Genomic DNA, 24,372 nt, shown 5'->3' with positions numbered 1-24,372 from the left:
ATGCTGTACCGCAGTCTCGGAGTTGACGGACCGAAGGCCAGTGCGCTGTGCCTCGGCGCCATGACCTTCGGCACCACCGTGGACGAGCAGACCGCGACGGCGATCCTGGACCGGTTCACCGAGGCCGGCGGGACCTTCGTCGACACCTCGAACAACTACGCCTTCTGGGCCCCCGGCGGGACGGGGTACGAGAGCGAGGAACTGCTCGGCCGCTGGATCGCCCGCCGGCGCAACCGCGACGAACTGGTGCTCGCCACCAAGGCGGGAGCCCGCCCGGTGCCCGAACTCCCCTTCCCCGCGCACATGGAGGGGCTGTCCGCCGCCGCGCTGCGCAACGCGGCCGAGGGCAGCCTGCGCCGGCTCGGCACCGACCGCGTGGACGTCTACTACGCCCACGTGACGGACCCGTCCACCCCGGTCGAGGAGACCCTCGGCGCCTTCGCCGAGCTGGTGGCCGACGGAAAGGCCGGCCGGCTCGGCTGCAGCAACCACAGCGCCGCGGACCTGGCCGCCGCCAACGAGCTCGCCGAGCAGCGGAGTTGGCCGGGCTACCGGTGCGTCCAGCAGCGCCACAGCTACCTCCGGCCGCGGCCGGACGCGGACTTCGGCATCCAGAAGCACGCCGACGAGGAGCTGCTGTCGTACGTCGCGCGGCGGCCGGAGCTGTTGCTGCTGGCGTACTCCCCACTGCTCGGCGGCGCGTACTGCCGGCCCGACCGGCCGCTGTCCGAGAAGTACCGGTGGCCGGTGGTGCAGGCCCAGTTGGCCGCCCTGGCCGAGGTGGCGAAGGAGGCCGGGGCCACCGTCAACCAGGTGGTGCTCGCGTGGCTGCTGGGCCACCCGGTGCCGACGATCCCGGTCGTGGGCGCCAGCTCCGTCGCCCAGCTGGACGAGAGCCTGGCCGCCCTGGACCTGGTGCTCGACGAGGACCAGCGCCGGCGGCTGGACACCGCGGCCTGACCGCGGCGTCCGCCTCGAACCGGCTGCGCGCCGTCAGTCCTGAGCGCCGTCAGTCCTGAGCGCCGTCAGCCCTGCGCGCGGACCGCCCGCCACCGGTTGGCGGTGGTCTCGCTCACCGTGTAGAAGAACTCCGACTTGAACTCGGCGCCGTCACTGAGCGCCTCCACCCAGCTCATCGGCCAGTTCCGTCGGCCGTAGTGCTTGTGCACGACCCGGGTGAACGCGGACAGCACGCCGCGCAGCCGCTTCCGGTCCACGTCGAGCAGCTCGACCAGGGACGTGTAACTCACCCGCTCGCCGGGCTGCTTCGCCAGGATGTCGAGCACCCCGGTCACCGCCTGCACCGAGTCCAGCGGATCGGCCGTCAGCCGGCGCAGATCCTGCACGGTCCACTCGACGAACGGCCACTCGCCGTCCTCCTGCGGACCCCCCTCGGCCGGCGCCGCCACCGCGGGCCCCGCAGCGGCTCCCGAGAGCTCCGCGAGGAACGCGTACACCTGCGTGACGTACTGAGCCGGCACCGGCACCGAGATGAACTGCTGGTTGTCCTGCGTCATGTTTCTTCCCCTCCTGCGTGTCGCCTGTCTGGCGGCAGGACAGATACTTGCACGTCGTGTCTCCATGTGTCCATGTACTAACCTGGACTAGATTGGTGATTGAGTTGCTATTAATTCCATCTTCTCGCGCTCGCCGCCTGTTGGCAGTCGAGAGGAGGCGGCGCGAGGTGTCGCCTCGGTGCACGGGTCGAGGACGGCGATTCGGCCCGAGTGTGCCCGAGTCCGGTGTTCGTGGCCTGCGGGGCAGACGCGAATCTGTCCGCCATTGCTCGGCGACTGCCGGAGGTGCGTGGCGGTGGTCGGCGGCGTGGTCCTCGACTTCCGACTCTCGCGGTCCGTCTCCGGGCCGGTCAGTGCATGCAGCGGCGATCGGAAGAGGCAACGGGCAACTCGGCCGGATCGCCCCTTGGCGGGCATGGCGCGTGCCAAAATCCTTTTCGGAGCGGCGGGGCGCTCCGACCACTCACCGGGATTGCTCAGTTTCAGACATCACCATGGAGGTGCTTGGCATGGCCATGCCCTTAGGATTCGGCTGGGAACTGCGCCGACTGCGAGGCGAGGCCGGATTCACCCTTGGGGATCTTGCCCAAGAGGTCAACTACAGCAGGAGCCACCTCAGCCGAATCGAACGCGGCGAGAAACGACCTTCCATGGACTTGGCCCGACGCTGCGACACGTTGTTCGGAGCAGGCGGGCGCTTGCAGAGGTTGGTCGGTCGTTACCCGTCCAAGCGCGTTGAACGGATGCGCAGGGCAGGCAAGTCGATGGCACGCCGCAGCCCGCTCACGGTTGGAGCGGCATCACTGATCGGCTTCGGTTCGGTGGACGGTGAACGGGTAGACCGACCAGAAGGCGTGTCACTCACCGGGCCGTTTCTAGCGCAGCTTGACCAGATGCGACAGCTAGGCCAGGTTACCGAGCCGACCGCTCTTCTCGACCTGCTCGAGGCCCAAACCCGCACTGTTACCAAGCTCGCTGTTACGAGCGGCTCGCGCGACGGAGCACGGCTCTTTGTGCTTGCCGCCCACTTCGCCGACTTCACGGGTTGGATGGCGCAGGAGGCCGGCGACAACGAGTCGGCCCTCGGCTGGACCGCCAGCGCCGTCGAACTCGCGCAGGCAGGGGGTGATCGTGACCTGGCCTTCTACGCTCTCGTCCGGCGTGCGCTCGTCACCTTCTACGACGCTGATGCCGAGCAGACCATCGCCCTCGCGAGCCGGGCGCAGGAGAGCCGACTGCCATTCCGGATCCGGGGGCTGGCTGCCCAGCGCGAGGCGCAGGGACATGCCCTGATCGGGGACGAGCACTCTTGCATGCGGAGTCTTGACCGGGCTCGGCACCTGCTCGACTCGGCCTCAGGCAGGACCGGCACCGGACCGGTAATCGGCACCTCCCATTTGACGGATCCGGCGGCCATGGTGACCGGCTGGTGCTTGTTCGATCTAGGACGTCCCCGGGAGGCCGCTGAGGTCTTCGATCGGGAGTGCCTGGGCATTGCGCCACAGGCACTTCGCACCCGGGCCAGGTACGGCCTGCGACGGGCGCTGGCACACGCTGCGGCCGGCGAAATCGAGCACTCCTGTGAAATCGCGGGTGAACTGCTCGACATGGTCATCGCCGTGCGCTCCGCCACGGTGACCGCGGACCTTCGGCGGCTGGCCAGGGAGTTGGCGCGATTTCGCACCAACCGATCCGTGCGTGATCTCCAACCCGCCCTGGCCAGGGCACTGCACACCATTCAAGCCTGACAGCACATCAAACGGTTCGGCCGCTGCAGCGGGGACTCGTGCCTGCGTAACCGGCAGGCCGGCGCGGCCGTTCCGTTGCTGGACCCAAAGACGTACCTCCGGGGAGGAGATCCGCCATGCCTGACATCTTTATCAACTACCGTACCGGAGACGAGGAAGGCACCGCCACGTTGCTCGAACGGGAGCTCTCCCGGCGCTTCGGCAGCGATCGGGTATTCCGGGCCAGTAAGTCGATCGAAGCAGGTCAGAAATTTCCGCAGGCACTGATCACCGCCGTTCGACGCAGTAGCGTTCTGTTGCCCGTAATCGGTCTGCGCTGGATGGAAGCGTCGAGCGCGGACGGAAGCCGGGCGCTTGACAACCCTGAGGACTGGACTCGCAGGGAGATCATCGAGGCGTTCGAGTCCGGTGCTCTGATCGTCCCTGTCTTGGTTGATCGCGCGCCTCGCTTGAAGCGCGCGGACCTGCCCCTCGTGCTGTCCGGATTGGCGGACCATCAGTACAGGCGACTGGACCTGCGAAATGCGGAAGCTGACCTCACCCGCATCGGGAACGACTTGGCCGCCCTCGTTCCGCAGCTGGCCGCTGCCGACCGCCTGGGCGTCGGCCACGATCAGCGGCGGTTGGATGACACGGATGATGGCGAGATCCGATCGGCGGGTATCCAGATCCGTGCCCGCGAGATCCGCAGCAGGCAGCGTGGCGGTATCGGCAATCTGACCGGGGGCTTCTCTGGAACCTTTGTCAGTGAACCGAGCGGTCCGGTGCACACGGGCAGCGGACACCAGTACACGGCCCCGCGGTTCTCCGGCGACGGGATGGGTGTCAACTACATCGCCGGCAAGCACTCCGGCACCGTCCGTACCAACATCGACAACAGTCGCTGCCCTGAGGACGGAGACAGGTGAGCGAAGGGGCCTACAGCTGGGTCAACGACTCACAGGGACCGCTCCACAGCGGAAGCGGACCGCAGTACAACTTCTGGCACACTACCGCGACGTCCGATCGACTGGTCAGAACGGGCACCAATCCGCTGGTGATCGCTCACCAGCACCGGTTGCGACTCAGCCGCTGGTTCGTGCCGCCGGATCGCTACGGCACCGCCGTGGAGAGGCTGGCCACCCCCGGTTCCGTTGTCCTCTTGGACGGCCCGGAAGGCAGCGGTCGCCGTGCCGCCGCCACCATGCTGTTGCACCAACTCGACCTGCCAGCGGGGAGGTTCGAAGAACTGTCGGTGGAACGCGAGGAAAGCGGCCTGGATATCGCACCGGACGACCGCTTCCTTCTCGACCTGTCCAGTACGCCCGACGACGCCTACCTGGGCGCTCAGCGCGTTCTGACCTCTTACCGGGCGGTTGTTGAACAGAACGCCGCACGCATGGTCGTCGTTCTGCCAGCCGGTCTCGGCTATCTGCTGGATGCCGAGTTCGCGCCGCTCGTCGTGCATGTAGGACGACCTCACGGGCCTGCGGTGCTCAGCCGCTACCTCCGAGTGGGCGGCATCGACTTCGTGCCTGAACATTTGAGCGTACCGGAGCTGAAACACCTGCTTCACGAGTCACCTATGCGTGAGCTGGCCAGGTTCGCGGAGATGGTGTGCCGTGCGCGGGACAGTGGCGCCTACGGCTCCGACTTCTCTGCCTGGCGGGACGAGGCGGTTGCCGTAGTCACCAATTGGACGGGCGAGGTGGCCAGGCAGGTGAGTGCCCACCGCACGGTGAAGGAGCGGGCGTTGCTACTCACCGCGGCCATGCTCAACGGTGCCACCGCTGACGCTGTCTTCCACAGTGCAGCCAGCCTACTGGCCGAGCTGCGGCACAACGGTGATGAGACACCCCGACTGGCTCAGGCCGACTTGGGCGAGCAGCTGACGTCGTTGCATATTCGGCGCGACCACGACGGCCGGGTCCGCTTCGAGCGGCTCGCATACGATGGCGCTGTACGAAACCACTTCTGGGTCAACTTCCCGGACCTGCGACAAAACTTGCGGGACTGGGTCGGCCGGTCAGTCGCGTTGCCGGAACTTACGGGCGACGACCGGACGAACCTGGTTGTGCGTTTCGCAGAGCAGTCACTCGCTGCGGGACGACCTGGCGACCTCTCCACTCTGGCTGAACTCTGGACACGATCCGGTACCTCCAGACGGTGGAACGCTGAGGCGGCGGCCCTCCTTGAGCAGGGACTCAATCACGAACGGTACGGCGCCAGGATCCGTTCGAAGATCTACGACTGGGCGGTCGGGCCAAGGCTCTCTCCAGATCTTCTACGCGTGCTGACTGGCCTGTGCCGCCACGTCATCGGCGCCAGCCACCCCGATCAGGCAGTAGTGCGGCTCCATCACTTGGCGTTGCGGTCCGGCGGTGAGGAGATCGATGTCGCTCGGGCGGAACTCCTGGAGCTGGCCAGGGCGGACCGGCGCCTCTACGAGCAACTGATCGACCGGTTGCTCGCCCGGTCAGGTACGTCGCCGACTCCCAACCTGACGCTGCTTCTCGCACTCCTCAAGCCGGCCGGGATCCTGTTCCCACCGCCGTGGCAGGCCCTTCGTGCCAGCTGGCAGGCAGTGCTGGCCTTGCCCACTGACAGCTGGGCGCCCACAGCACACCAGTGGTTGACCGCGGCAGACGGCGCGCGCGGATGGCGGAATGCATTGGACGTTGTGCTTCAGGCCGCCGAGGGCCGCCAGTCCGTTCTGAACCACCTCTACCTGATCACTCGCGACTGGGCCGTGGCAGAGACTTCGGCTCCGAATGGGTCCTCGGACTCTCGGAAGGCGACCGCCTACCGGTTTTGGCAGAAGATCGACTTCGCTCAGGGCATTGAGACCCTTGATAGTCGTCCTGGCGTACCAGAGAGGGAGCCTCGATGAATTACCGAAACAAGGCCCTACCCGTCTTCCTCGTCTTCGTCTGTGCATCGGTTCCTGCTCTGGTCGGTCGGCTGTTCAACTGGCCGGCCTGGGTGGGCATCTTTCTTGCGCTGACCGTGGCAGCTGGCCTGGGTTTGTTGGTGGTGCGTCAGAGTCCACGCCATTCACCCGTGGCAGAGCCGCTGTCGGAGCCGTTGTACATCAGGCCAAATCCTCCCGCAGAGCCGCTTCAAGAAACCCACGTGGATGGTCTGACCCTTCCGAGTGCGCTACCTGACTACGACTTCGTGTTCTCTGCCACTGTGCGTTGGCGGCCGACGCGAAGTCATCCGGACCTCCCACACGCCAGCCTGGGAAACCTTGCCGTGTCGGCTGTACTGAAGCGGGCGCAGCTCATCACCAGTCAGGAACACCCCTACCACTGGGACGCCGCCCGATACCGGTTGGTCGGATCGCTGGGTGCTGAGGCCGTCGATGCGTCGGGGCTCTTCACCGCACTGGCGACCAATGCCACGTTGACCCTGAACCAGTCTGACCGTGACCGGCTGGAGAAGTTGGCCAGGCTTCGCAAGACAGAGGACGCCTGGGAACAACACCAGCAGTACGAGCGAAACAGGCGGTCCTATATCGGCGAGGAGGTGCTGAAGAGCCCCGGTAGTGCGGTGGTGTGGTGGCTGACGCGTCACGAGGATGAAGTGGAGAAGGCAGTGGAAATGATCGGGCCTCTCGCCCAGTTGTCCGCCGCTGCGAATGACACCGAGGTGCCTGAACCGTTTCGACGTTTGGTGGCCGGTTTTCCCACCTGCGAGTCGACACCTGCGCCGGGCATCCCAGGGTATGGATCGGGTGGTCCGGAGTGCTCGGCTGAGGAGCGCGATGGAGAGACGATCCCCGTCGATTCCGTTGCTCCGTCACTGGTGGATCCGGACTCGACCGTGGTCGAACGCGTGCGCGAACTGCTGGAGGAGCTCGGGTTGGAGGAGGGATCTGTCGAGCGGGAGGTGCTTGTGCACCGGATCGCACGCTCAACGGACGCCTCCGGCCGAGTCGTGGCGGCCGAACGGATCCGACAGCACTTGTCGGGTCGGTGGGCCGGTGAGACGCGGCTCGAAGAAGAGGCATCGGCTGCGACACACCCCGCTCGCGACAAGCCCGAACAGCCGAAGACGGACTCTCGACTCGCGGACTCCGGGGGAACCGGCCCGGATCCGCGAGTTGGGTACCAAGATCGGCCGCACCTCGATGACCGCGTCGGCCAGGCATCAGACGCAGACCGAATTGGGGGGCCGAACATCGCGGACGACTACCACGACACGACCAGCGTGATCTGGGGTACCTCGTCGCGGCGTGGAGCGACCAACGAATCCAGGCCGTCACCAGATTCCGGGAGTTCCGTTGGAGAGAATCCGTTGGCGCATGGCTGAAACAGCGCGATTTAACGTGGCCCCGGCCGGTCGACGTTGGCAGGGGGCGGGATTCGAATTCGTGAGGAGCTGCCCCAGCCGCGCCTTCCCAATGTTTGTCTGGGCGTTGTCGGCGAACGTGGGCGCCCTGATCTGTTGGAGACGACTTACTGGACGTGTTCCGAACCTCGCCGGAACGGGGGTGAAGACAGCCAGGACTGGAACCACGGCGGGTCGTCCCTGCACAGCTCGGAGCTCATGTTCAGTAGGCCCGCGGGTTCATACACGGGGGACCTGACGGATCCCCTCTGGTAGCCAGAGACCTGCGCCAGGGGTCCGCATCTGGGCAAGCCACTCGATCAGTGTGTCCTGGTTCGCTTCGTCTACGGGGTAGCTCCGCGCGTCCACCGTGGAGCGAGCGCCTGGCGACCAGGCGGAGGTGGTAGCCACCATTCCCCGGCGAGCCCCTTCAAAGATCACGTCTGCAGCCAACGCCTTGACGACCACGCGTTCGATCTTTTGGCGGGTTCGCTTGCACTGCACCAGTAGGACCGCTGGTGCATCCGCTGGTGCGTCAGGATCCCATGCGCGGACGTCCACGCCCTCGTCGGCGCGGCCGGGGCCAAGGCCTACCTTCAGGCCTTCACGGCGCAGCTTCTCTGCAACGAGTCCCTCGAACTGTCGCCAGTGCATGCAAGCCAACTCTTTGGTGTTGGCGTCGAGGTAGTCGATGAACCGCTGATCGATGAACACGCCCAGGGGCAGGGGCAGCGACTCCGAGTCGAAGAGATCGCGAAGGTCGACCCGGGAGCTGTGTTCCGTCCGCCGAACCCGGGTCCAGAGGTTGGATGTGAGACGCGCATTGACGGTTCCCATGAGCCGCAGGGCCACTGCCACTCCGTCCACCCCCCACCGCCGGGATACCTCTTCGAGGAGCGGGGCCGGATCCAGCGCGTCTCCCTGATCGTTCAGAGGTAGTTCCGGAAGGCCGTTCATGACGAACTTGAGCGCTTCGTCAAGATCGCCGAAATCCGCGAACTCCTTCAGGAGAGGAGCGATCGCCAGGGGCGAGTCCCGGACGTCGGCGGCATCCGGGTCGCCGAACGCGGTGAGGAGCGTGTGGCCGAGGTACTCCATGGCTTCGGACCGGTAGCGGTAGGTGACTTCGAGGTCATCCGGCCATAGCTCCAGCGCACCATGCGTCCTCACCGCCTGCGCGAGCTGTTCTGCGGAGACGGTCAGTCCGAGCTTGAAGCCGACGAATTCGCTCATATACTCGATGACTTCCTGCCCTTTGACCCACACGCTGCCCATATCGCCCATCTTCGTGACCGGAGCCGCTGAGATCTCGGATCCTAGGCGGATCCGGAGGCTCCCAAGACCCGATCCGGCGGTGGACCAGCCACACGGATAGTCACGCGGCTCTTGGGTCGAAACAGGAAGCGTGCGCGGCACAGCCGTTCGCCTTCAGCGCGATGAAAGGCCCGGAACAGGTGGGGAACGGCGAGCTTCCGCGGCCCGCAACGGTTGTCGCCGGGCTCAGGTCGAGGAACCTGGTTGGGGTGGCGGAAGGACGCGAAGTGGCCGGCGCCCCGGATGAGTGCGAAGTCTTGACCGGGGCGGTCACGTCGAAGAGGCGCTTGGCCGGGCGGGCTGGGTGAGCACGTCGCCGTCGCCCTGGAAGATGAAGAACGGGAGGTGGAACGTGATGCCCTCGGCCCGTTCGTCGATGGTCACGGCTTCGAGCGCAAGCGGCTCGGAGTCGGCGCCCATCAGCAGTAGCTCGACTTCGACGAGGAGCACAGCCAGGAGTGGGCCCGCCTCAGCGGTGCACTGCTCGACCGGCATGCCGACCGCTTTCCCACCCTGATCCGCGCCATCGCCGCTGGCGCTTTCGTCCCCGAGACCGTCGACCCGCTGGAGTTCGGCCTCGACCGCATCTTCGACGGCGTCCAAGCCCTCATCGACCGCGCCTAGCGAGGCCGGGCAGAACGACGAAGGCCCGGACCGTCGAAACGGTCCGGGCCTTCTGCCGGCGGAGGATACGAGATTCGAACTCGTGAGGGGTTGCCCCCAACACGCTTTCCAAGCGTGCGCCCTAGGCCTCTAGGCGAATCCTCCGTGGGAGAGCTTAGTACATGTTCGGGGGTGGTCGCGACCAGCGATCCCGTAGGCGGGAGGGTGGGGTTGCCTGTGGATCGTCGGGGCCCGGATCCGGTAGTGTGGGGGTCAGCCCCTCGTGTGGCGTTATCTCTCTGAACCCCCCCAGGGCCGGAAGGCAGCAAGGGTAAGAGGGCTCTGGCGGGTGCACGGGGGGTCTTTGCGTTCCCGGGCGGTCGCCGGGGGGCGGTGGGGGACGGCGGTGAGGCGAGGGGCGACGCGTTTGTCGGCGCGTCCCGATATCGTCGGGGGTGTGTCCCTAGCCCTGTACCGCCGCTACCGCCCCGAGACCTTCGCGGAGGTCATCGGGCAGGAGCACGTGACCGCTCCGCTCCAGCAGGCCCTGCGTAACAACAGGGTCAACCACGCGTACCTGTTCAGCGGGCCGCGCGGCTGCGGGAAGACGACGAGTGCGCGCATCCTGGCCCGCTGTCTGAACTGTGAACAGGGGCCGACGCCGACGCCCTGCGGGGAGTGCCAGTCCTGTCGCGACCTCGCGACCGGCGGGCCCGGCTCGATCGACGTGATCGAGATCGACGCGGCCTCGCACGGTGGTGTGGACGACGCGCGCGAGCTGCGGGAGCGGGCGTTCTTCGCGCCGGTCCACAGCCGCTACAAGATCTTCATCCTGGACGAGGCGCACATGGTGACCTCGGCCGGGTTCAACGCGCTGCTCAAGGTGGTCGAGGAGCCTCCGGAGCACCTCAAGTTCATCTTCGCGACCACGGAGCCGGAGAAGGTGATCGGGACGATCCGGTCCCGGACGCACCACTACCCGTTCCGGCTGGTCCCGCCGGGCACGCTGCGCGACTACCTGGCGGAGGTCTGCGGCCGGGAGGGCATCCAGGTCGAGGACTCGGTGTTCCCGCTGGTGGTCCGGGCCGGGGCCGGGTCGGTGCGTGACTCGATGTCGGTCATGGACCAGTTGCTGGCCGGCGCCGCCGAGGGCGGCGTGACGTACCAGATGGCGACCTCGCTGCTCGGGTACACCGATTCGGCGCTGCTGGACGAGGTGGTGGACGCCTTCGCCGCGCACGACGGGGCGACGGTGTTCCAGGTGATCGACCGGGTGGTCGAGGGCGGGCACGACCCGCGCCGTTTCGTCGCCGACCTGCTGGAGCGGCTGCGCGACCTGGTGATCCTGGCCACCGTGCCGGAGGCGGGGGAGAAGGGGCTGATCGACGCCCCGGCGGACCGGGTCGCGATCATGCAGGCGCAGGCGGACGCGTTCGGCTCGGCGGAGCTGAGCCGGGCGGCGGACATCGTCAACACCGGGCTGACCGAGATGCGCGGCAACGCGGCGCCGAGGTTGCAGCTGGAGCTGATCTGCGCCCGGGTGATGCTGCCGGGCGCGTACAGCGACGAGCTGTCGTTGCAGGCGCGGCTGGACAAGCTGGAGCGCCGGGCGGCGGCCGGCGGGTTCGCCGCGCCGATGGCGGTGGGGGTGCCGGTGGCGGCGCCCATGGCCGCGCCCGTTCCGGCGCCGGCGCCGGTGGCGGAGGCCGCCCCGGTGCAGGCCGCGCCGGTCGCGACGGCCCCTGTACCGATTGCGCCAGTCGCACCGGCAGCACCGGCAGCCCCCGCGGCGCCCGCCGGGCCCGCGCCGGGTGCCTGGCCGATCCCGCGCAGCTTCCCGCCGGCGGGCGGGGCCCCGGCCGCGGCCCCCGCGCCGCAGCCGCCGGCCCAGGCCGCCGAGGCCGTCGAGGCCCCGGTGTCCGCCCCCGCCCCTGCCCCCGCGGCGCCCGCGCCCGCCCCGGCCGGGCAGCCCGCCGAGCCGGCGTCGGCCGCCGCGCAACAGGGCGCGGCGCAGGTCCGGCAGCTGTGGCCGCAGATTCTGGAGGCGGTGAAGAACCGCCGCCGCTTCACCTGGATCCTGCTCAGCCAGAACGGCCAGGTGGCCGGGTTCGACGGCAGCGTGCTCCAGGTGTCCTTCATCAACGCGGGCGCCCGGGACAGCTTCGTCGGCAGCAACAGCGACGACGTGCTGCGCCAGGCGCTGACCGACGCGCTGGGTGTGGACTGGCGGATCGAGTGCATCGTCGACCCGTCCGGGGGCGGTTCCCTCGGTGGCGGTACGGCCATCGGTGGCGGTGGCCTGGGCGGTGCCGCCCCGAGCGGTGGCGGCTGGGGGGCCCCGGCCCGTCCGGCGGCCGCCGCGCCGCCGGTGCCGGCTCCGGCTCCGGTGCCCGCGCCGGTCCGGTCGCAGCCGTCCCCGCAGGTGCAGGCCGCCCCGGCGCCCGCGCCGGTCCAGGCCCCGCCGCCGGTGGCCGCGCCGCCGGCCCGTCCGGTGCGCGCGGTGGCGCCGGAGGACGACATCCCGGAGGAGGACGACCCGGACCTCAACGAGGAGGCGTTCTCCGGTCAGGAGCTGATCATCCGGGAGCTGGGCGCGACGGTTCTGGAGGAGATCCACCACCGCGGCAACTGAGCGACGGCCCGCCCCGGCAGCACGTAGGCTCGGCCGTGACGACGCGAGCGGGACTGCAAGCGGACGTGACCGCAGGCAGGACGGCGACGCAGGACAGCAAGCACGAAGCGAGGAGTGAGCCGTGTTCCCCGGTGGTGGCCAGCCCAACATGCAGCAGCTGCTGAAGCAGGCGCAGAAGATGCAGCAGGATCTCGCGCAGGCGCAGCAGGAGCTGGCGGAGACGAAGGTGAGCGGTTCGGCGGGCGGTGGCCTGGTCGAGGCCACGGTGACCGGTGCCGGTGAGCTGGTGGCGCTGACCATCGCCCCGGCGGCCGTCGACCCGGAGGACACCGAGACCCTGGCCGACCTGGTCCTGGCGGCCGTGCGGGACGCCAATCAGTCGGCGCAGAAGATGCAGGCCGAGCGCATGGGCCCGCTGACCCAGGGCCTGGGCGGGGGCATCCCCGGTCTGCCGTTCTGACCTGGGGGAGCTCCCGGACGGGGGCTCCGACCAGGCAGGTCTGAGGTCCTGAAGTTCTGAAGTTCAGACAACGGACCCATGTGATTTATGTGGGAGTCGGGCGTCGGGCGGTGTGTCCGGCGCCCGATTCGTTGGATGATGGCACCGGAGCACCACCGACCATCCGAGGGAAGGCGCGACGTTGTACGAGGGCGTGGTTCAGGACCTGATCGACGAACTGGGCAGGCTGCCCGGCGTCGGGCCCAAGAGCGCCCAGCGGATCGCCTTCCACATCCTGCAGTCCGACCCGACCGACGTGCGCCGCCTCGCGCACGCGCTGCTGGAGGTCAAGGACAAGGTCCGGTTCTGCGCGGTCTGCGGCAACGTCGCGGAGGCCGAACAGTGCCGGGTCTGCCTGGACCCGCGCCGCGACCTCGGAGTCATCTGCGTGGTCGAGGAGTCCAAGGACGTCGTCGCCATCGAGCGCACCCGCGAGTTCCGCGGCCGCTACCACGTGCTGGGCGGCGCGATCAGCCCCATCGAGGGCGTCGGCCCGGACGACCTGCGGATCCGCGAGCTGCTGGCGCGCCTCGCGGACGGCACGGTCACCGAGCTGATCCTGGCCACCGACCCCAACCTGGAGGGGGAGGCGACCGCCACCTATCTGGCCCGGCTCTGCAAGCCGATGGGCCTGAAGGTGACCCGGCTGGCGAGCGGCCTGCCCGTCGGCGGGGATCTGGAGTACGCGGACGAGGTCACCCTCGGTCGCGCCTTCGAAGGGAGACGACTTCTCGATGTCTGACCGGACGCTCGACCAGCAGCCCCACACGCCCCACCAGCCGTCCCACGGGCAGGCCCACCAGCCGGCCCCCGGACAGTCGCACGGGGAGCCGCAGAGCCACACCCCGCACATCCACGCGCACGGTTCGGAGCCGGACGACTTCGCCGTGCAGATCGCCGACTCGGTGGAGAGCTTCGTGCTCGCCGTCACCGAGGTCGCCAAGGGCGACGAGCCGGGCAGCGCGGTCTCGCTGCTGCTCCTGGAGGTCTCGCAGGTGCTGCTGGCCGGTGGCCGGCTGGGCGCCATCGAGGACGTCGTCCCGGAGGACCGCTTCGAGCCCGACGCGGGGCCGGAGCCGGACGGCGAGCAGCTGCGCGAGCGACTGGCCGAGCTGCTCGCGCCGATCGACGTCTACCACGAGGTCTTCGACCCGTACGGCCCGCCGGAGAAGCCGAACGCCTTCCGGATCTCGGACGACCTGGCCGGCGTGGTCGGCGAGCTGCAGCACGGGCTGACCCACTACCGCGAGGGCCGGGTCAGCGAGGCGCTGTGGTGGTGGCAGTTCTCGTACCTCTCCAACTGGGGCACGACCTGCACGGCGGTGCTGCGGGCGCTGCAGTCGCTGATCGCGCACGTCCGGCTGGACAGTCCGATCGGCGCGGTGCCGGACGGCGCCGACACCGACGACGACGGGCTCACCGACGAGCAGCTGGAGCAGCAGGCCGGCGACCTGATGGCGGCGGAGCTGGGCCTCGGGCGGTAGCGCCGCCCTCCGCTGCCCGTGCCATTCCGGCACGTCCGCGCGATTCCGGCACGCCCGAACGTCGCCCCCGGCGCGCGCCGGTTTTCGGTGCGCCCCCCGGCGGTCGTCGGCCCGGCATCTGCCGGGCATCGGCCGGTCGTCGGCTGATTGTGACGAATGCCTCAGCATTCCGCGCGGAAAAGAAATCCCGCCGGATCACCGTCCGTTGATCCGCCGATTCTTCGGGGCGGTGGCGAATTGCCCGCAGACCTGCCGGTGGTGCCGCCCGTTTCGCCGACCACCTGCTGAAACGGGCGTCTCATCATATGGAAAGCGCCGGTTGTGGCACCCCTGCTCGGTAGACTGGCGCCGACCGCACAGCCCCTTTTCCCCGGGGGTGCGGGGGCCTGGTGCCCCCGGAAGACGACACAAGTCGAGGAGCGCACGTGGGCCTTGTCGTGCAGAAGTACGGCGGCTCATCCGTTGCGGATGCCGAAGGCATCAAGCGCGTTGCCCGCCGAATCGTTGATGCCAAGAAGGCCGGCCATGAGGTCGTCGTCGTGGTGTCCGCAATGGGCGACACGACGGACGAGCTCATCGAACTCGCGGAGCAGGTGTCACCGCTTCCTGCCGGCCGTGAGTTCGACATGCTGCTGACCGCTGGAGAGCGCATCTCCATGGCGCTGCTGGCCATGGCGATCAAATCGCTGGGGCACGAGGCGCAGTCCTTCACGGGCAGCCAGGCCGGCGTCATCACCGACTCCGTCCACAACAAGGCGCGCATCATCGACGTGACGCCTGGTCGCATCCGCACCGCCCTGGACGAGGGCAACATCGCGATCGTGGCCGGCTTCCAGGGCGTGTCGCAGACCAGCAAGGACATCACCACGCTGGGCCGCGGCGGCTCGGACACCACCGCCGTCGCCCTCGCCGCCGCGCTCAAGGCCGAGGTCTGCGAGATCTACACCGACGTGGACGGCGTGTTCACCGCCGACCCGCGCGTGGTGGCGAAGGCCCGCAAGATCGACTGGATCGCGTACGAGGACATGCTGGAGCTGGCGTCGTCCGGCTCCAAGGTGCTGCTCGACCGCTGCGTGGAGTACGCCCGGCGCTACAACATCCCGATTCACGTACGCTCGTCCTTCTCGGGTCTTCCCGGGACGATCGTCAGCAACGAGAACCCGCACAAGCCCGAAGGGGGCGAGATGGAGCAGGCCATCATCTCCGGAGTCGCCCACGACACGTCCGAGGCCAAGGTCACGGTCGTCGGCGTGCCCGACAAGCCGGGCGAGGCGGCCCGCATCTTCCGCGCCATCGCGGACGCCGAGGTCAACATCGACATGGTGGTGCAGAACGTCTCCGCCGCGTCGACCGGGCTGACCGACATCTCCTTCACCCTGCCCAAGGCGGAGGGCCAGAAGGCCATCGACGCGCTCGGCCGGGTCAAGGAGGGCATCGGCTACGAGTCGCTGCGCTACGACGACGCGATCGGCAAGATCTCCCTGGTCGGCGCGGGCATGCGCTCCAACCCGGGTGTCACGGCGGCCTTCTTCGAGGCGCTGTCCGCCGCGGGCGTCAACATCGAGCTGATCTCCACCTCGGAGATCCGCATCTCGGTCGTCACCCGCGCCGAGGACGTGCCGGAGGCCGTCCGCGCCGTGCACAGCGCCTTCGGACTGGACAGCGAGACGGACGAGGCCGTCGTCTACGGAGGCACCGGGCGATGACCCGGCGGCCGAACCTCGCCGTCGTCGGCGCCACCGGCGCGGTCGGCGAGGTGCTGCTCGGCCTGCTCTCCCTGCGCCAGGACGTCTGGGGCGAGATCCGACTCGTCGCCTCCCCGCGTTCGGCCGGCCGCAAGCCGGTCGTGCGCGGGGTGCCGGTCGAGGTCGTCCCGCTGGCCGAGGAGGCCTTCGAGGGGATCGACGTCGCCGTGTTCGCCGTCCCCGACGAGGTCTCCGCCCAGTGGGCGCCGATCGCGGCCGCCAAGGGCGTCGTGGTGGTCGACGACTCCGCCGCCTTCCGCACCGCCGAGGACGTGCCGCTGGTCGTCCCCGAGGTCAACGCGGCCGCGCTGCGGCTGCGCGCCCGCGGCATCGTCGCCAGCCCCGCCAGCACCACCCTCGCGATGATCGCGGCCGTCGGCGCCCTGCACGCCGAGTACGGGCTCGTTCAACTCGTCGTCGCCTCCTACCAGGCCGCCTCCGGCGAGGGCCGGATCGGCGAGGCGGCGCTGCGCGAGCAGACCGCCCTGGTGGCCGGCACCGAGGTCGGCCGACAGGCCGGCGACCTGCGCGCGGTGATCGCCGACCACGGGCCGTTCGCCGCCCCGCTCGCGCTCAACGCGGTGCCCTGGACCGGCTCCCTGGTGGACGGCGGCTGGTCCTCCGAGGAGGTCGGCATCCGTGCCGAGGCCCGCAAGATCCTCGGCCTGCCCGCCCTCAAGGTCTCCGCGACCTGCGTCCGCATCCCGGTCGTCCGCACCCACGCGCTGGCCGTGCACGCGCTCTTCGAACGCGAGGTCACCCAGGAGCACGCGCAGCAGATCCTCCGCGACGCCCCCGGGGTCGTGCTGTACGACGATCCGGCGGCCGGCGAGTTCCCCACGCCGAACGACGTGGTCGGGACGGACCCGGTCTGGGTCGGACGGGTGCGCCGGGCCCTCGACGAGCCGGCCGCGCTCGACCTCTTCCTCTGCGGCGACAACCTGCGCAAGGGTGCGGCGCTCAACCTGCTGCAGATCGCGGAGCTGGTGGCGGGTGAGCTGACGGTGACGCAGGAAGGCGCGCCGGGAGCGGCGTAGGAGAAGGCGCGGGAAGAGGCCTGGCAGGAAGCCCGGGAGAGACGCGGGAAGAGGCCTGGGAGAGGGCGCAGGAAGAGGCCTGGTAGGAGGCCTGGGAGATGGCCCGGGAAGGCCTGGAGCCGCCCGCTCCCGGGCCCGCGCGGCCCCCGATCCGGGGAGGACGTGTCCGCTCCTCGACACAATCTGTCCGGAATCCCGATGGAATCCCCTGGAGGCCTCTTCCGCCGATGCGGAAGAATGGCCCCCGGGCTGGGCAACCATGACAGGGGATCGAGTGTCCAACGGGCGTGGCGAACGTGATGGTGGGAGCAGGGGCGGGCATCCCGGCGAGAGCCGTGGTGGCCTTCCCCTCGCGCGCCCCGTGGCCGGCGAGTAGGCCGGAAGACGACCAGATGACCGCGGTCGCACCCGGTGCGGCGGGCTCCGGTGCCGGTACCGACGCGGGTACCAGCGAGGACCTGCTCACCGAGACCTACCAGGCCCACTACGGCTCCCTGCTGCGGCTCGCCGCGCTGCTCCTGGACGACCTCTCGACCTGCGAGGACGTCGTCCAGGAGGCGTTCATCCGGGTGCACGCCGCCCGGCGCCGGGTCCGCGAGCCCGAGAAGACCCTGGCCTACCTGCGGCAGACCGTCGTCAACCTGTCCCGCTCGACCCTGCGCCGACGGATCCTCGGCCTGCGCCTGCTGCCCAAGCCCATGCCTGACATGGCCAGTGCAGAAGAAGGCGCTTACGATGCGCTGGAGCGCGACCAGTTGAAGGCCGCGCTGCGTGGTCTGCAACGCCGTCAGCGGGAGGTTCTGGTGCTGCGTTACTTCGTGGACATGACGGAGGCGCAGGTCGCCGAGACCCTCGGCATCTCGCTCGGATCGGTGAAGGCCTACGGCTCGCGCGGACTCGCCGCCCTGCGCATCCAGATGGAGGCCGGGCATGGCTGACGGCGCCGGGCGGTGGCCCTCGGACGGTGAGGGCGACGGGCTCTCCGCCGAGGAACGAAGCGTCCGCGACCTGATGCGCGGCGCCGTCGCCGGCATCCAGCCCGAACCCGGCGGCCTGCCGCGGATCCGGTACGCCGTACCCCGCCGCCGGGCCGCCCGGCGCGGAGCCTGGACCGGCGCCGTCGCCCTCGCCCTCGCCGTCGCCGTCGCCCTGCCCGCCCTGCACGACGGTGAGCACCTGGGCCTGTCCGGCGGCCCCGGCTCGGCCGACGCCAGCAGCCCGGCCCCCGCCGCACCGACCGGCACCAGGGCCGGCGGCGCCCCCGGCACCGGCACGCCCTCGCGGCCCGGCCCCAGCGGCACCGGCGACACCGCGTCACCCTCCGGCACCCCCACCGCCTCACCCAGCCCCGGCGCCAGCACCACCCGCGCCGATGGCACCACCGCCCCGGCCGCCCCCGCCGCCAGTACCGGCGACAGCCCGATCACCCCGCTCTGCACCCGGGCCGACCTCGGCCAGGGCGGCGCACAGGTCGGCCCGGCCGACGCCGACGGCCGGATCCACGGCTCGTTCACCGTGTACAACGTCTCCGGCCGCAGCTGCCGGCTCGGCGGCCCCGGCGCCGTCGCCGTCACGGCGGTGAGCGGGACCGACCGCAGCCGCGTGCGCACCGCCGACCACGCCGCCGGCGACCCGGCCGGCGACCTGCCCGCGATGGACGCGGAGCCCCCCGTCCTCGCCCCGCAGGCTGGCTACCGGGTGTCGTTCGACTGGATCCCCGACCGGACCTGCCCCACCTCCGGCGGCAGCACCGCCACCACCGGCCCCACCAGCCAGGGCGGCGCCAACCAGGCCGCCGGGGCCTCCCAGGCACCCGCCGCCGCCACCGGTGCCGCCCCGGCGGCCTCGGACGCCTCGGCGGTCCCCAGCACCAACCCCCAGGCCAGCTCGTCCCCCAGCGTCGGGCCCACCAACGCCCCCAGCCCCACCGCCACCCCGACCGGCAACCCCACCACCGCGCCGGCCACCGCCACCATCGCCCACACCCCCGCCCCCGGCAGCCCTGCCGTTGCCACCGCCACCTTCCCCGTGGCCTGCGCCGGCACCCTGTACCGCGGCGGCGTCCAGGCGGTGGGCGCACCGGCGTCGCAGCCGTCGGACACGCCCCCGGCGGGCTGACGGGTTTCGCGGTCCGGCGGCGGTCAGGGGGCGGTCCGGCGGCGGGCGGTCAGGGGGTGGTCAGGGGAGGCGGTCGGGGCCGGGCGGGCAGGGTCGGACGGGCGACCAGCCGGTCCGGAGCGGCCGATGGCGGACCCCTGCGGCCGGGACGGGTGTGAGGAGTGGTTACCGTGGGGGTGTGTACCGGTTCCTCCTGACTCCGCGCTGGCTCGGCGGCACCGCGCTGGCCGTCGCGGCCGTGGCGGTGTGCGTCTGGCTGGGCTCCTGGCAGCTCGGCCGGTTCGAGGACCGGTTCTCGTCGCACCAGGAGACCAAGCAGACCGTCACCGCTTCGAGTGATGTGCGGCCGATCGACGACCTGCTCAACCAGGCCACCCCGCAGGTGACCACCGAGACCGTCGGCAAGCCCGTCACCGTGACCGGCAGCTACGACGCGGAGCATCAGCTCCTCGTCCCGAACCGGATGGTCGACGGCAAGCAGGGCTACTACGTGCTCACCCCGCTGCGCACCGCCGACGGCCGGTTCGCCGCCGTGGTCCGCGGCTGGGCGCCCGGTGCGCCCGCCGAGGGCGCGTCCGCGGCCGCGCCGCCGCCTCCCGGCCAGGTGACCGTCACCGGGCGGTTGCAGGCCGGTGAGTCCAGTGGCAGCAACGGCGCCGTGGCGGGCGGTCTGCCGGCCGGTCAGCTCGGCACGGTCAACCGGGCGGCGCTGCTCAACGCGCTCGCGTACGACGGCTGGTACGACGGCTGGGTCGCCGCCGACGCGGTGCCGGCCGGGCTGACCCCGGTGCCGACGGTCCAGCCGCAGGGCGGCGACGGGCTCACCCTGCGGGCGTTCCAGAACCTCGGCTACACCCTGGAGTGGTTCGTCTTCGGGGGCTTCGTCATCTTCATGTGGTTCCGCCTGGTGCGCCGCGAGGGGGAGGCGGAGCAGGACCGGGCCCTCGGACTGGACCCGGTCCTGGACTGACCTCCGCGGTCCGGCGCCCCTGCTCGGCCGGCCCGCCCCCGCTCGGCCCGCCCCCGCTCGGCTGGCCCCTGCTCGGCCAGCCCCTGCTCGGCCGGCCCGCCTCAGCGGGTTGGCTTGCCGGGGACGGAGGGAGCGGACGGCAGGGCCGGGACGACCGGTGCGGTCGTCGGCTTACCGGGCGCCGTCGGGGAGGACGGCACCGGCGTCGGCGACTCGGTGAACGCCGGCTCGTCGTGGCACCGGCCGTGGCCGCCGCTCACGTCGTCGTTCGAGTCGTAGCGGTCGATGTGGTGGTGCACGGTGCGCCCGGTCTTCGTCCCCTTGGAGCCGGAGCCCTTCGACCCGGAGCCCTTCGAGCCGGACGAGCCCTTCGACCCGCTGGATCCCCTGGCGAGCTGGACCGCGTCCTCGCCCGCCGCAGGCGCGTACGCCGCCCGGGCGACGGCGGGCCCCGGCCCTGGCGCGTTCGGCCCCGCTGCGCTCGCGCGGGTCGCGGTGGCGGCCGGTGCGGCCGGTGCGGTTGGCGCGGCCGTGGTCGGCGTGGGGCCGGCCGGGGGCGGGCAGGCGGCCTCGGCGCCGTGCCCGCCCGAGCAGCCGGTGAGCACCAGGGCCCCGGCCACCGCCACCCCCGCGAGCGTCAGCAGACGCCTCACACCGTCTCCCCGTCGCCGGCCTCGGTCCCGGCCTCGGTCCCGGCCTCGGTCCCGGTCTCGGTTCCGGCCACGGCCTCGGCCTCCGACGCCGCGGCGAGGTGCCGCCGGACGAAGTCGATCTCCAGCCGCAGCTGCTTGATCCGCTCCTCCACCACCAGCGACCCGTGCCCGGCGTCGTACCGGTAGACCTCGTGCGGCTTGCCCAGCTGCTCCAGCCGCCCGACGTAGTTCTCGATCTGCCGGATCGGGCAGCGCGGGTCGTTGACCCCGGCGCTGATGTAGACCGGCACCCGCACCTGCTCGACGTAGCTGAGCGGCGAGGAGGCGGTGAAGCGCTCCGGGACCTCCTCCGGGGTGCCCCCGAAGAGGGTGCGGTCCAGCGACTTGAGCGCTTCCATCTCGTCGGCGTACGCGGCGTGGTAGTCCGCGACGGGCACGGCGGCGACGCCCAGCGTCCAGCTGTCCGGCTGGACGCCGATGCCCAGCAGGGTCAGGTAGCCGCCCCAGCTGCCGCCGGTGAGCACCAGCCGGCGCGGGTCGGCGAGGCCGCTGGCGACCGCCCACTCCCGGACGGCCGCGATGTCCTCCAGCTCGATCAGGCCGACCCGCTCGTGCAGGGCGTCGGTCCAGGCCTGGCCGTAGCCGGTGGAGCCGCGGTAGTTGACCCGGACCACCGCGAAGCCGTGGTCCAGCCAGGCGGCCGGGCCGGCGGCGAAGGAGTCGCTGTCGTGGTGGGTGGGGCCGCCGTGGATCTCGAACACGGTCGGGAAGGGCCCCTCGCCCGCCCCGGCCGGACGCTGCACCAGGGCGTGCACCCGCCCGCCGGGCCCGTCCACCCAGATGTCCTCGACCGGGACGGAGCCGGGCGGCACCGCGCCGGGCGCCCGCAGCACGACCGTCCCGGCGGTGGAGCGGACGGCGGAGGGCTCGGCGGCGGAGGACCACAGGTACTCGACGGTGCCGTCCGGGCGGGCGGTGGCGCCGCCGACGGTGCCGCGCGGGATGTCCAGCCGGGTCAGCCGACCGTCGGCGAGCGTGTACGAGAACAGTTCGCTGCGCGCCTCGTACTCGTGCTCGACGAGCAGCGCCTCGGCGCCGGGGCACCACTGCGCGGAGACGTCGCCGGGCAGCTCGCGCCCCTGCTCGTCGCGCAGCGGCAGCGCGGTCTCGGCGCCGGTGGCGACGTCCCAGATCATCGGCTCCCAGCGGCCGGTGCGCTGGTGGGCCACCAGCAGCCGGGTGTCGCCGTCGACCGGGGCGAAGCCGAGGCAGGCGACGCCGCGCGGCTCGTCCCGACCGGTCACCTCGTCGAGTTCGGCGACGGTTTCGACGGTTTCGACGGTTTCGACGGGTTCGGCGGGCTCGCCCGTCGTGCCGCTCGTGCCACTCGTGCCGTCCGAGAGGCGGACGATCCGGATCGCGGAGTGCATCGCGTCGCCGTGCTCGGTGTGGTCGATGGCGAGCAGCGTGCCGTCGTAGCTGAGGTCGCCGACGCCGCCGTACTCCGCGTGCCGGTAGATCTCGACGGCCTCGGCCGCTCCGGGGCGGCGCAGGTGCAGGGTGGTGCCGTCCTCGTCGGTGGAACGTCCGACGACCACCGTGCCGTCGCGGCCGAGCGCCAGGCCGGCCGAGTAGGAGGGGGCGAGGCCGGGCACGGCCTCCTCGTCGGGGGTGCCGGCGCTGCGGTCCGCGGGCCCGCCGGCGAAGGGCTGGCGGCGCCAGACGCCGAACTCGTCCCCGTCGTGGTCGTCGAACCACCACACCCAGGCGCCGTCGGGGGACAGCTCGGCGTCGGTGGTGCCGTTCGGCCGGTCGGTGACCTGCCGGTGGGTGCCGGTGACCCGGTCCCAGGCGTAGACCTCGTAGGTGCCGGTCGCGTTGGACACGTACAGCGCCCGGTCGGGGGCGTCCTCGGCCCAGTCGGGGAGTGACACCCGTGCTGCCCTGAACCGCTGCTCCCACGCCGGTACGGCGCTCTTCTCCTCGCTCATCCGACCATCCAACCCGATCGGGGGGACAGAACGGAACGGGCGGGCGACGGAACGGGGCGGGCGGGGGACGGAACGGGGAGGGCGGGTGGCCGCAGCTCACCTGCCCGCCCCACCCGCCCCGTCCCTCCCACCCCCGTTCCCGGGATCCCGTCCGCTCCTGGGAGCCCGTCCGCTCGTGCGCGCCCGCTCGGTCCCGCTAGCCCTTCCGCGGCAGCCGCCGGCCCAGGCCCACCAGCACCAGCTCCAGCGCCGCCAGCGCCGTCACGCTGCGGCCGAACGCGGCCGCCGGATCGCCTCCGCCGTAGTAGAGCAGGCCGATCAGTGCGATGCCCAGCGCCCCGCCGACCTGCTGCACGGTGGCCAGCACCCCGGCGGCCGACCCGACCAGCTGGGGCTCGACCCCGGCCAGCACCACGGAGGTCACCGGGGCGATCACCAGGCCCATTCCCAGGCCGTCCACGAACAGCCCCGGCGTCAGCCACCACACGCTCCCGCCCGGCGCGCCGTACACCGCGAGGGCGAGCAGGCCCAGCCCGACGGCCATCAGCAGCCCGCCGACGGCGATCGTCCGGGCCCCGCCGAGCCGGGCGGCGACGCGGTGGGTGGCGTTGGAGGTGAGCAGGTAGCCGAGGCCGATCGCCGTGAACACCAGTCCGGCGCCGAGCGCGTCCAGGCCGCGGCCCAGCTGGAGGTACAGGGCGAGCACCAGGAAGAAGGACGCCTGGCCGAGCCAGAAGGCGAGCTGGGCGAGCAGACCGGCGCCGAAGGCCCTGGTCCGGAACAGCCGGGTGTCGACCAGCGGGGCGACGGGGCCGGAGCCGCTGCCGGAGTCGGTGGCGGAGTCGGTGGCGGTGGCGGAGCCGGTGGCGGTGGCGCGGGTCCGGGTGCGGTGCTGATGCACCACGAAGCCGGCCAGCAGGGCGACCGCGCCGCCCAGGCAGAGCCAGGTCCACAGCGGCCAGCCCTGCGCGGGGCCCTGGATCAGCGGCAGCACCAGGGCGGTCAGCGCGGTGGTGACCAGCAGCACGCCCACCGGGTCCAGGCCCGGCCGTTGCGGGGCGCGCGACTCCGGCAGGCAGCGGCGGACCAGGGCCAGGGCGGCCAGGCCGATCGGCAGGTTGATCAGGAAGCAGCTGCGCCAGCCGAGGCCGAAGAGGTCCGCCCGGATCAGCAGCCCGCCGATCAACTGGCCGAACACCGCGCCGACGCCCATGGTCAGCCCGTACCGGGCGAAGGCCCGCGCCTGCGCCGCGCCGCTGAACGCCGTCCGCAGGATCGCCAGCACCTGCGGGCCCATCAGCGCCGCCGCCAGGCCCTGCACCACCCGGGCGCCGACCAGCGCGGCGGCGGTGGGGGCGAGGCCGCAGCCCGCGGAGGCGAGGGTGAACAGGGCCAGGCCGAGCCCGAACACCCGGCGCCGGCCGTACCGGTCGCCGAGTCGGCCGGCGGTGACCAGGCCGGCCGCGAGGGCCAGGCTGAATCCGGCGATCACCCACTGGACGGCGGCCGGTCCGGCGCCCAGGTCGGCCTGGACGGACGGGACGGCGACGTTGACGACGAAGAAGTCGAGGGCGGTCATGAAGGTGGCGGTCAGGACGACCGCCAGCAGGCCGCGCGGGGCGCCGGCCGCCGCCTCGGCCCCGGGCGCGGTGGTGCCTGCGGTGCCGGGCATATTGTCGGGCGCATCGCCGGGCGCGGTCGATGGGCGGGCGGTCAGGGCGGAGCTCATCTCGGCTTCTCCTCAGTGGGG

20 protein-coding genes, 1 tRNA gene and 1 other RNA gene are annotated in these 24,372 nt (G+C 71.2%); 15 read left to right on the top strand and 7 right to left on the bottom strand.

All coding sequences use genetic code 11. From position 1 onward, the window contains the following. Positions 1-960, top strand: a complete 960-nt coding sequence (locus AB0P03_RS04760) for an aldo/keto reductase (protein WP_363627830.1) — start codon at positions 1-3, stop codon at positions 958-960. A gap of 65 nt (positions 961-1,025) precedes the next feature. Here AB0P03_RS04760 and AB0P03_RS04755 read toward each other — a convergent pair whose 3' ends face one another. Beyond that, a complete protein-coding gene (locus AB0P03_RS04755; RefSeq protein ID WP_363579742.1) occupies positions 1,026-1,517 on the bottom strand; it encodes a hypothetical protein in 492 nt (163 codons plus the stop codon). Between the two features lie 494 nt (positions 1,518-2,011). On the opposite strand from AB0P03_RS04755, the gene AB0P03_RS04750 reads away from it, so the two are divergent. From AB0P03_RS04750 to AB0P03_RS04735, 4 genes are all read left to right on the top strand, one after another. Then, positions 2,012-3,265 carry a helix-turn-helix transcriptional regulator gene (locus AB0P03_RS04750; RefSeq protein WP_363627829.1) on the top strand — a complete coding sequence of 418 codons (1,254 nt, stop codon included), beginning with the start codon at positions 2,012-2,014 and terminating at the stop codon, positions 3,263-3,265. A gap of 116 nt (positions 3,266-3,381) precedes the next feature. Beyond that, positions 3,382-4,173, top strand: a complete 792-nt coding sequence (locus tag AB0P03_RS04745) for a toll/interleukin-1 receptor domain-containing protein (RefSeq protein WP_363627828.1) — start codon at positions 3,382-3,384, stop codon at positions 4,171-4,173. Then, entirely contained in the window at positions 4,170-6,134 is a 1,965-nt protein-coding gene (locus AB0P03_RS04740; protein ID WP_363627827.1) for a hypothetical protein, read from the top strand. Before AB0P03_RS04745 ends, AB0P03_RS04740 begins: the two co-directional genes overlap by 4 nt. Beyond that, the gene (locus AB0P03_RS04735; protein WP_363627826.1) at positions 6,131-7,558 is read left to right on the top strand and encodes a hypothetical protein; all 1,428 of its coding nucleotides are present in this window, start codon (positions 6,131-6,133) and stop codon (positions 7,556-7,558) included. The genes AB0P03_RS04740 and AB0P03_RS04735 overlap by 4 nt, the downstream gene beginning before the upstream one ends. A gap of 258 nt (positions 7,559-7,816) precedes the next feature. Here AB0P03_RS04735 and AB0P03_RS04730 read toward each other — a convergent pair whose 3' ends face one another. The 3 genes from AB0P03_RS04730 to AB0P03_RS04720 form a co-directional block, all read right to left on the bottom strand. Continuing rightward, complete coding sequence (locus tag AB0P03_RS04730; protein WP_363627825.1) at positions 7,817-8,851, bottom strand: restriction endonuclease; 1,035 nt, start codon at positions 8,849-8,851, stop codon at positions 7,817-7,819. 309 nt (positions 8,852-9,160) lie between these two features. Then, positions 9,161-9,493: a hypothetical protein gene (locus AB0P03_RS04725; RefSeq protein ID WP_363627824.1), complete on the bottom strand. Its 333-nt coding sequence runs from the start codon at positions 9,491-9,493 to the stop codon at positions 9,161-9,163. A gap of 80 nt (positions 9,494-9,573) precedes the next feature. Further along, a tRNA-Ser gene (locus AB0P03_RS04720) sits at positions 9,574-9,658 on the bottom strand. A 110-nt stretch (positions 9,659-9,768) separates the two neighbouring features. On the opposite strand from AB0P03_RS04720, the gene ffs reads away from it, so the two are divergent. From ffs to AB0P03_RS04670, 10 genes are all read left to right on the top strand, one after another. Next, positions 9,769-9,859, top strand: an RNA gene (gene ffs, locus AB0P03_RS04715) — signal recognition particle sRNA small type. 91 nt (positions 9,860-9,950) lie between these two features. Beyond that, complete coding sequence (locus AB0P03_RS04710; RefSeq protein ID WP_363627823.1) at positions 9,951-12,125, top strand: DNA polymerase III subunit gamma and tau; 2,175 nt, start codon at positions 9,951-9,953, stop codon at positions 12,123-12,125. Positions 12,126-12,246: 121 nt separating this feature from the next. Next, positions 12,247-12,585, top strand: coding sequence for a YbaB/EbfC family nucleoid-associated protein (locus tag AB0P03_RS04705; RefSeq protein WP_063348649.1), 339 nt, complete (start codon positions 12,247-12,249; stop codon positions 12,583-12,585). A 181-nt stretch (positions 12,586-12,766) separates the two neighbouring features. Then, on the top strand, positions 12,767-13,366 hold the full coding sequence (recR, locus tag AB0P03_RS04700; protein WP_350876365.1) for a recombination mediator RecR: 600 nt from the start codon (positions 12,767-12,769) through the stop codon (positions 13,364-13,366). Then, on the top strand, positions 13,359-14,108 hold the full coding sequence (locus tag AB0P03_RS04695; RefSeq protein ID WP_363627822.1) for a DUF5063 domain-containing protein: 750 nt from the start codon (positions 13,359-13,361) through the stop codon (positions 14,106-14,108). The genes recR and AB0P03_RS04695 overlap by 8 nt, the downstream gene beginning before the upstream one ends. A gap of 425 nt (positions 14,109-14,533) precedes the next feature. Continuing rightward, entirely contained in the window at positions 14,534-15,814 is a 1,281-nt protein-coding gene (locus AB0P03_RS04690) for an aspartate kinase (RefSeq protein ID WP_063348651.1), read from the top strand. Then, positions 15,811-16,890 (top strand): aspartate-semialdehyde dehydrogenase, encoded by a 1,080-nt coding sequence (locus AB0P03_RS04685; RefSeq protein WP_363579723.1) that lies wholly within the window; start codon positions 15,811-15,813, stop codon positions 16,888-16,890. Before AB0P03_RS04690 ends, AB0P03_RS04685 begins: the two co-directional genes overlap by 4 nt. A 392-nt stretch (positions 16,891-17,282) precedes the next feature. After that, positions 17,283-17,828, top strand: coding sequence for a SigE family RNA polymerase sigma factor (locus tag AB0P03_RS04680; RefSeq protein ID WP_363579722.1), 546 nt, complete (start codon positions 17,283-17,285; stop codon positions 17,826-17,828). Further along, positions 17,821-19,008, top strand: a complete 1,188-nt coding sequence (locus tag AB0P03_RS04675; RefSeq protein WP_363627821.1) for a hypothetical protein — start codon at positions 17,821-17,823, stop codon at positions 19,006-19,008. Before AB0P03_RS04680 ends, AB0P03_RS04675 begins: the two co-directional genes overlap by 8 nt. A gap of 178 nt (positions 19,009-19,186) precedes the next feature. Further along, positions 19,187-19,978 (top strand): SURF1 family protein, encoded by a 792-nt coding sequence (locus AB0P03_RS04670; protein ID WP_363579720.1) that lies wholly within the window; start codon positions 19,187-19,189, stop codon positions 19,976-19,978. A gap of 101 nt (positions 19,979-20,079) precedes the next feature. Here AB0P03_RS04670 and AB0P03_RS04665 read toward each other — a convergent pair whose 3' ends face one another. From AB0P03_RS04665 to AB0P03_RS04655, 3 genes are all read right to left on the bottom strand, one after another. Beyond that, positions 20,080-20,631: a hypothetical protein gene (locus tag AB0P03_RS04665; protein ID WP_363623025.1), complete on the bottom strand. Its 552-nt coding sequence runs from the start codon at positions 20,629-20,631 to the stop codon at positions 20,080-20,082. Further along, positions 20,628-22,622, bottom strand: a complete 1,995-nt coding sequence (locus AB0P03_RS04660; protein ID WP_363627820.1) for a prolyl oligopeptidase family serine peptidase — start codon at positions 22,620-22,622, stop codon at positions 20,628-20,630. Before AB0P03_RS04660 ends, AB0P03_RS04665 begins: the two co-directional genes overlap by 4 nt. Before the next feature lie 196 nt (positions 22,623-22,818). Continuing rightward, the gene (locus AB0P03_RS04655) at positions 22,819-24,351 is read right to left on the bottom strand and encodes an MFS transporter (protein WP_363627819.1); all 1,533 of its coding nucleotides are present in this window, start codon (positions 24,349-24,351) and stop codon (positions 22,819-22,821) included. Between the last annotated feature and the right edge of the window lie 21 nt (positions 24,352-24,372).

This window comes from Kitasatospora sp. NPDC088779, from assembly GCF_040685395.1.
Lineage (GTDB): Bacteria > Actinomycetota > Actinomycetes > Streptomycetales > Streptomycetaceae > Kitasatospora.
Note: the sequence above shows the minus strand (reverse complement) of the source record. Positions and strands in the feature narration are given on the sequence as shown.

Bases quoted from the DNA above. Each gene is read 5' to 3' on its own strand.
- AB0P03_RS04675 (WP_363627821.1), top strand. From the start codon at position 17,821: ATGGCTGACGGCGCCGGGCGGTGGCCCTCGGACGGTGAGGGCGACGGG.
- AB0P03_RS04750 (WP_363627829.1), top strand. From the start codon at position 2,012: ATGGAGGTGCTTGGCATGGCCATGCCCTTAGGATTCGGCTGGGAACTG.
- AB0P03_RS04755 (WP_363579742.1), bottom strand. From the start codon at position 1,517: ATGACGCAGGACAACCAGCAGTTCATCTCGGTGCCGGTGCCGGCTCAG.
- AB0P03_RS04685 (WP_363579723.1), top strand. From the start codon at position 15,811: ATGACCCGGCGGCCGAACCTCGCCGTCGTCGGCGCCACCGGCGCGGTC.
- AB0P03_RS04695 (WP_363627822.1), top strand. From the start codon at position 13,359: ATGTCTGACCGGACGCTCGACCAGCAGCCCCACACGCCCCACCAGCCG.
- AB0P03_RS04655 (WP_363627819.1), bottom strand. From the start codon at position 24,351: ATGAGCTCCGCCCTGACCGCCCGCCCATCGACCGCGCCCGGCGATGCG.
- AB0P03_RS04760 (WP_363627830.1), top strand. From the start codon at position 1: ATGCTGTACCGCAGTCTCGGAGTTGACGGACCGAAGGCCAGTGCGCTG.
- AB0P03_RS04735 (WP_363627826.1), top strand. From the start codon at position 6,131: ATGAATTACCGAAACAAGGCCCTACCCGTCTTCCTCGTCTTCGTCTGT.
- AB0P03_RS04660 (WP_363627820.1), bottom strand. From the start codon at position 22,622: ATGAGCGAGGAGAAGAGCGCCGTACCGGCGTGGGAGCAGCGGTTCAGG.
- AB0P03_RS04680 (WP_363579722.1), top strand. From the start codon at position 17,283: ATGACCGCGGTCGCACCCGGTGCGGCGGGCTCCGGTGCCGGTACCGAC.
- AB0P03_RS04730 (WP_363627825.1), bottom strand. From the start codon at position 8,851: ATGGGCAGCGTGTGGGTCAAAGGGCAGGAAGTCATCGAGTATATGAGC.
- AB0P03_RS04745 (WP_363627828.1), top strand. From the start codon at position 3,382: ATGCCTGACATCTTTATCAACTACCGTACCGGAGACGAGGAAGGCACC.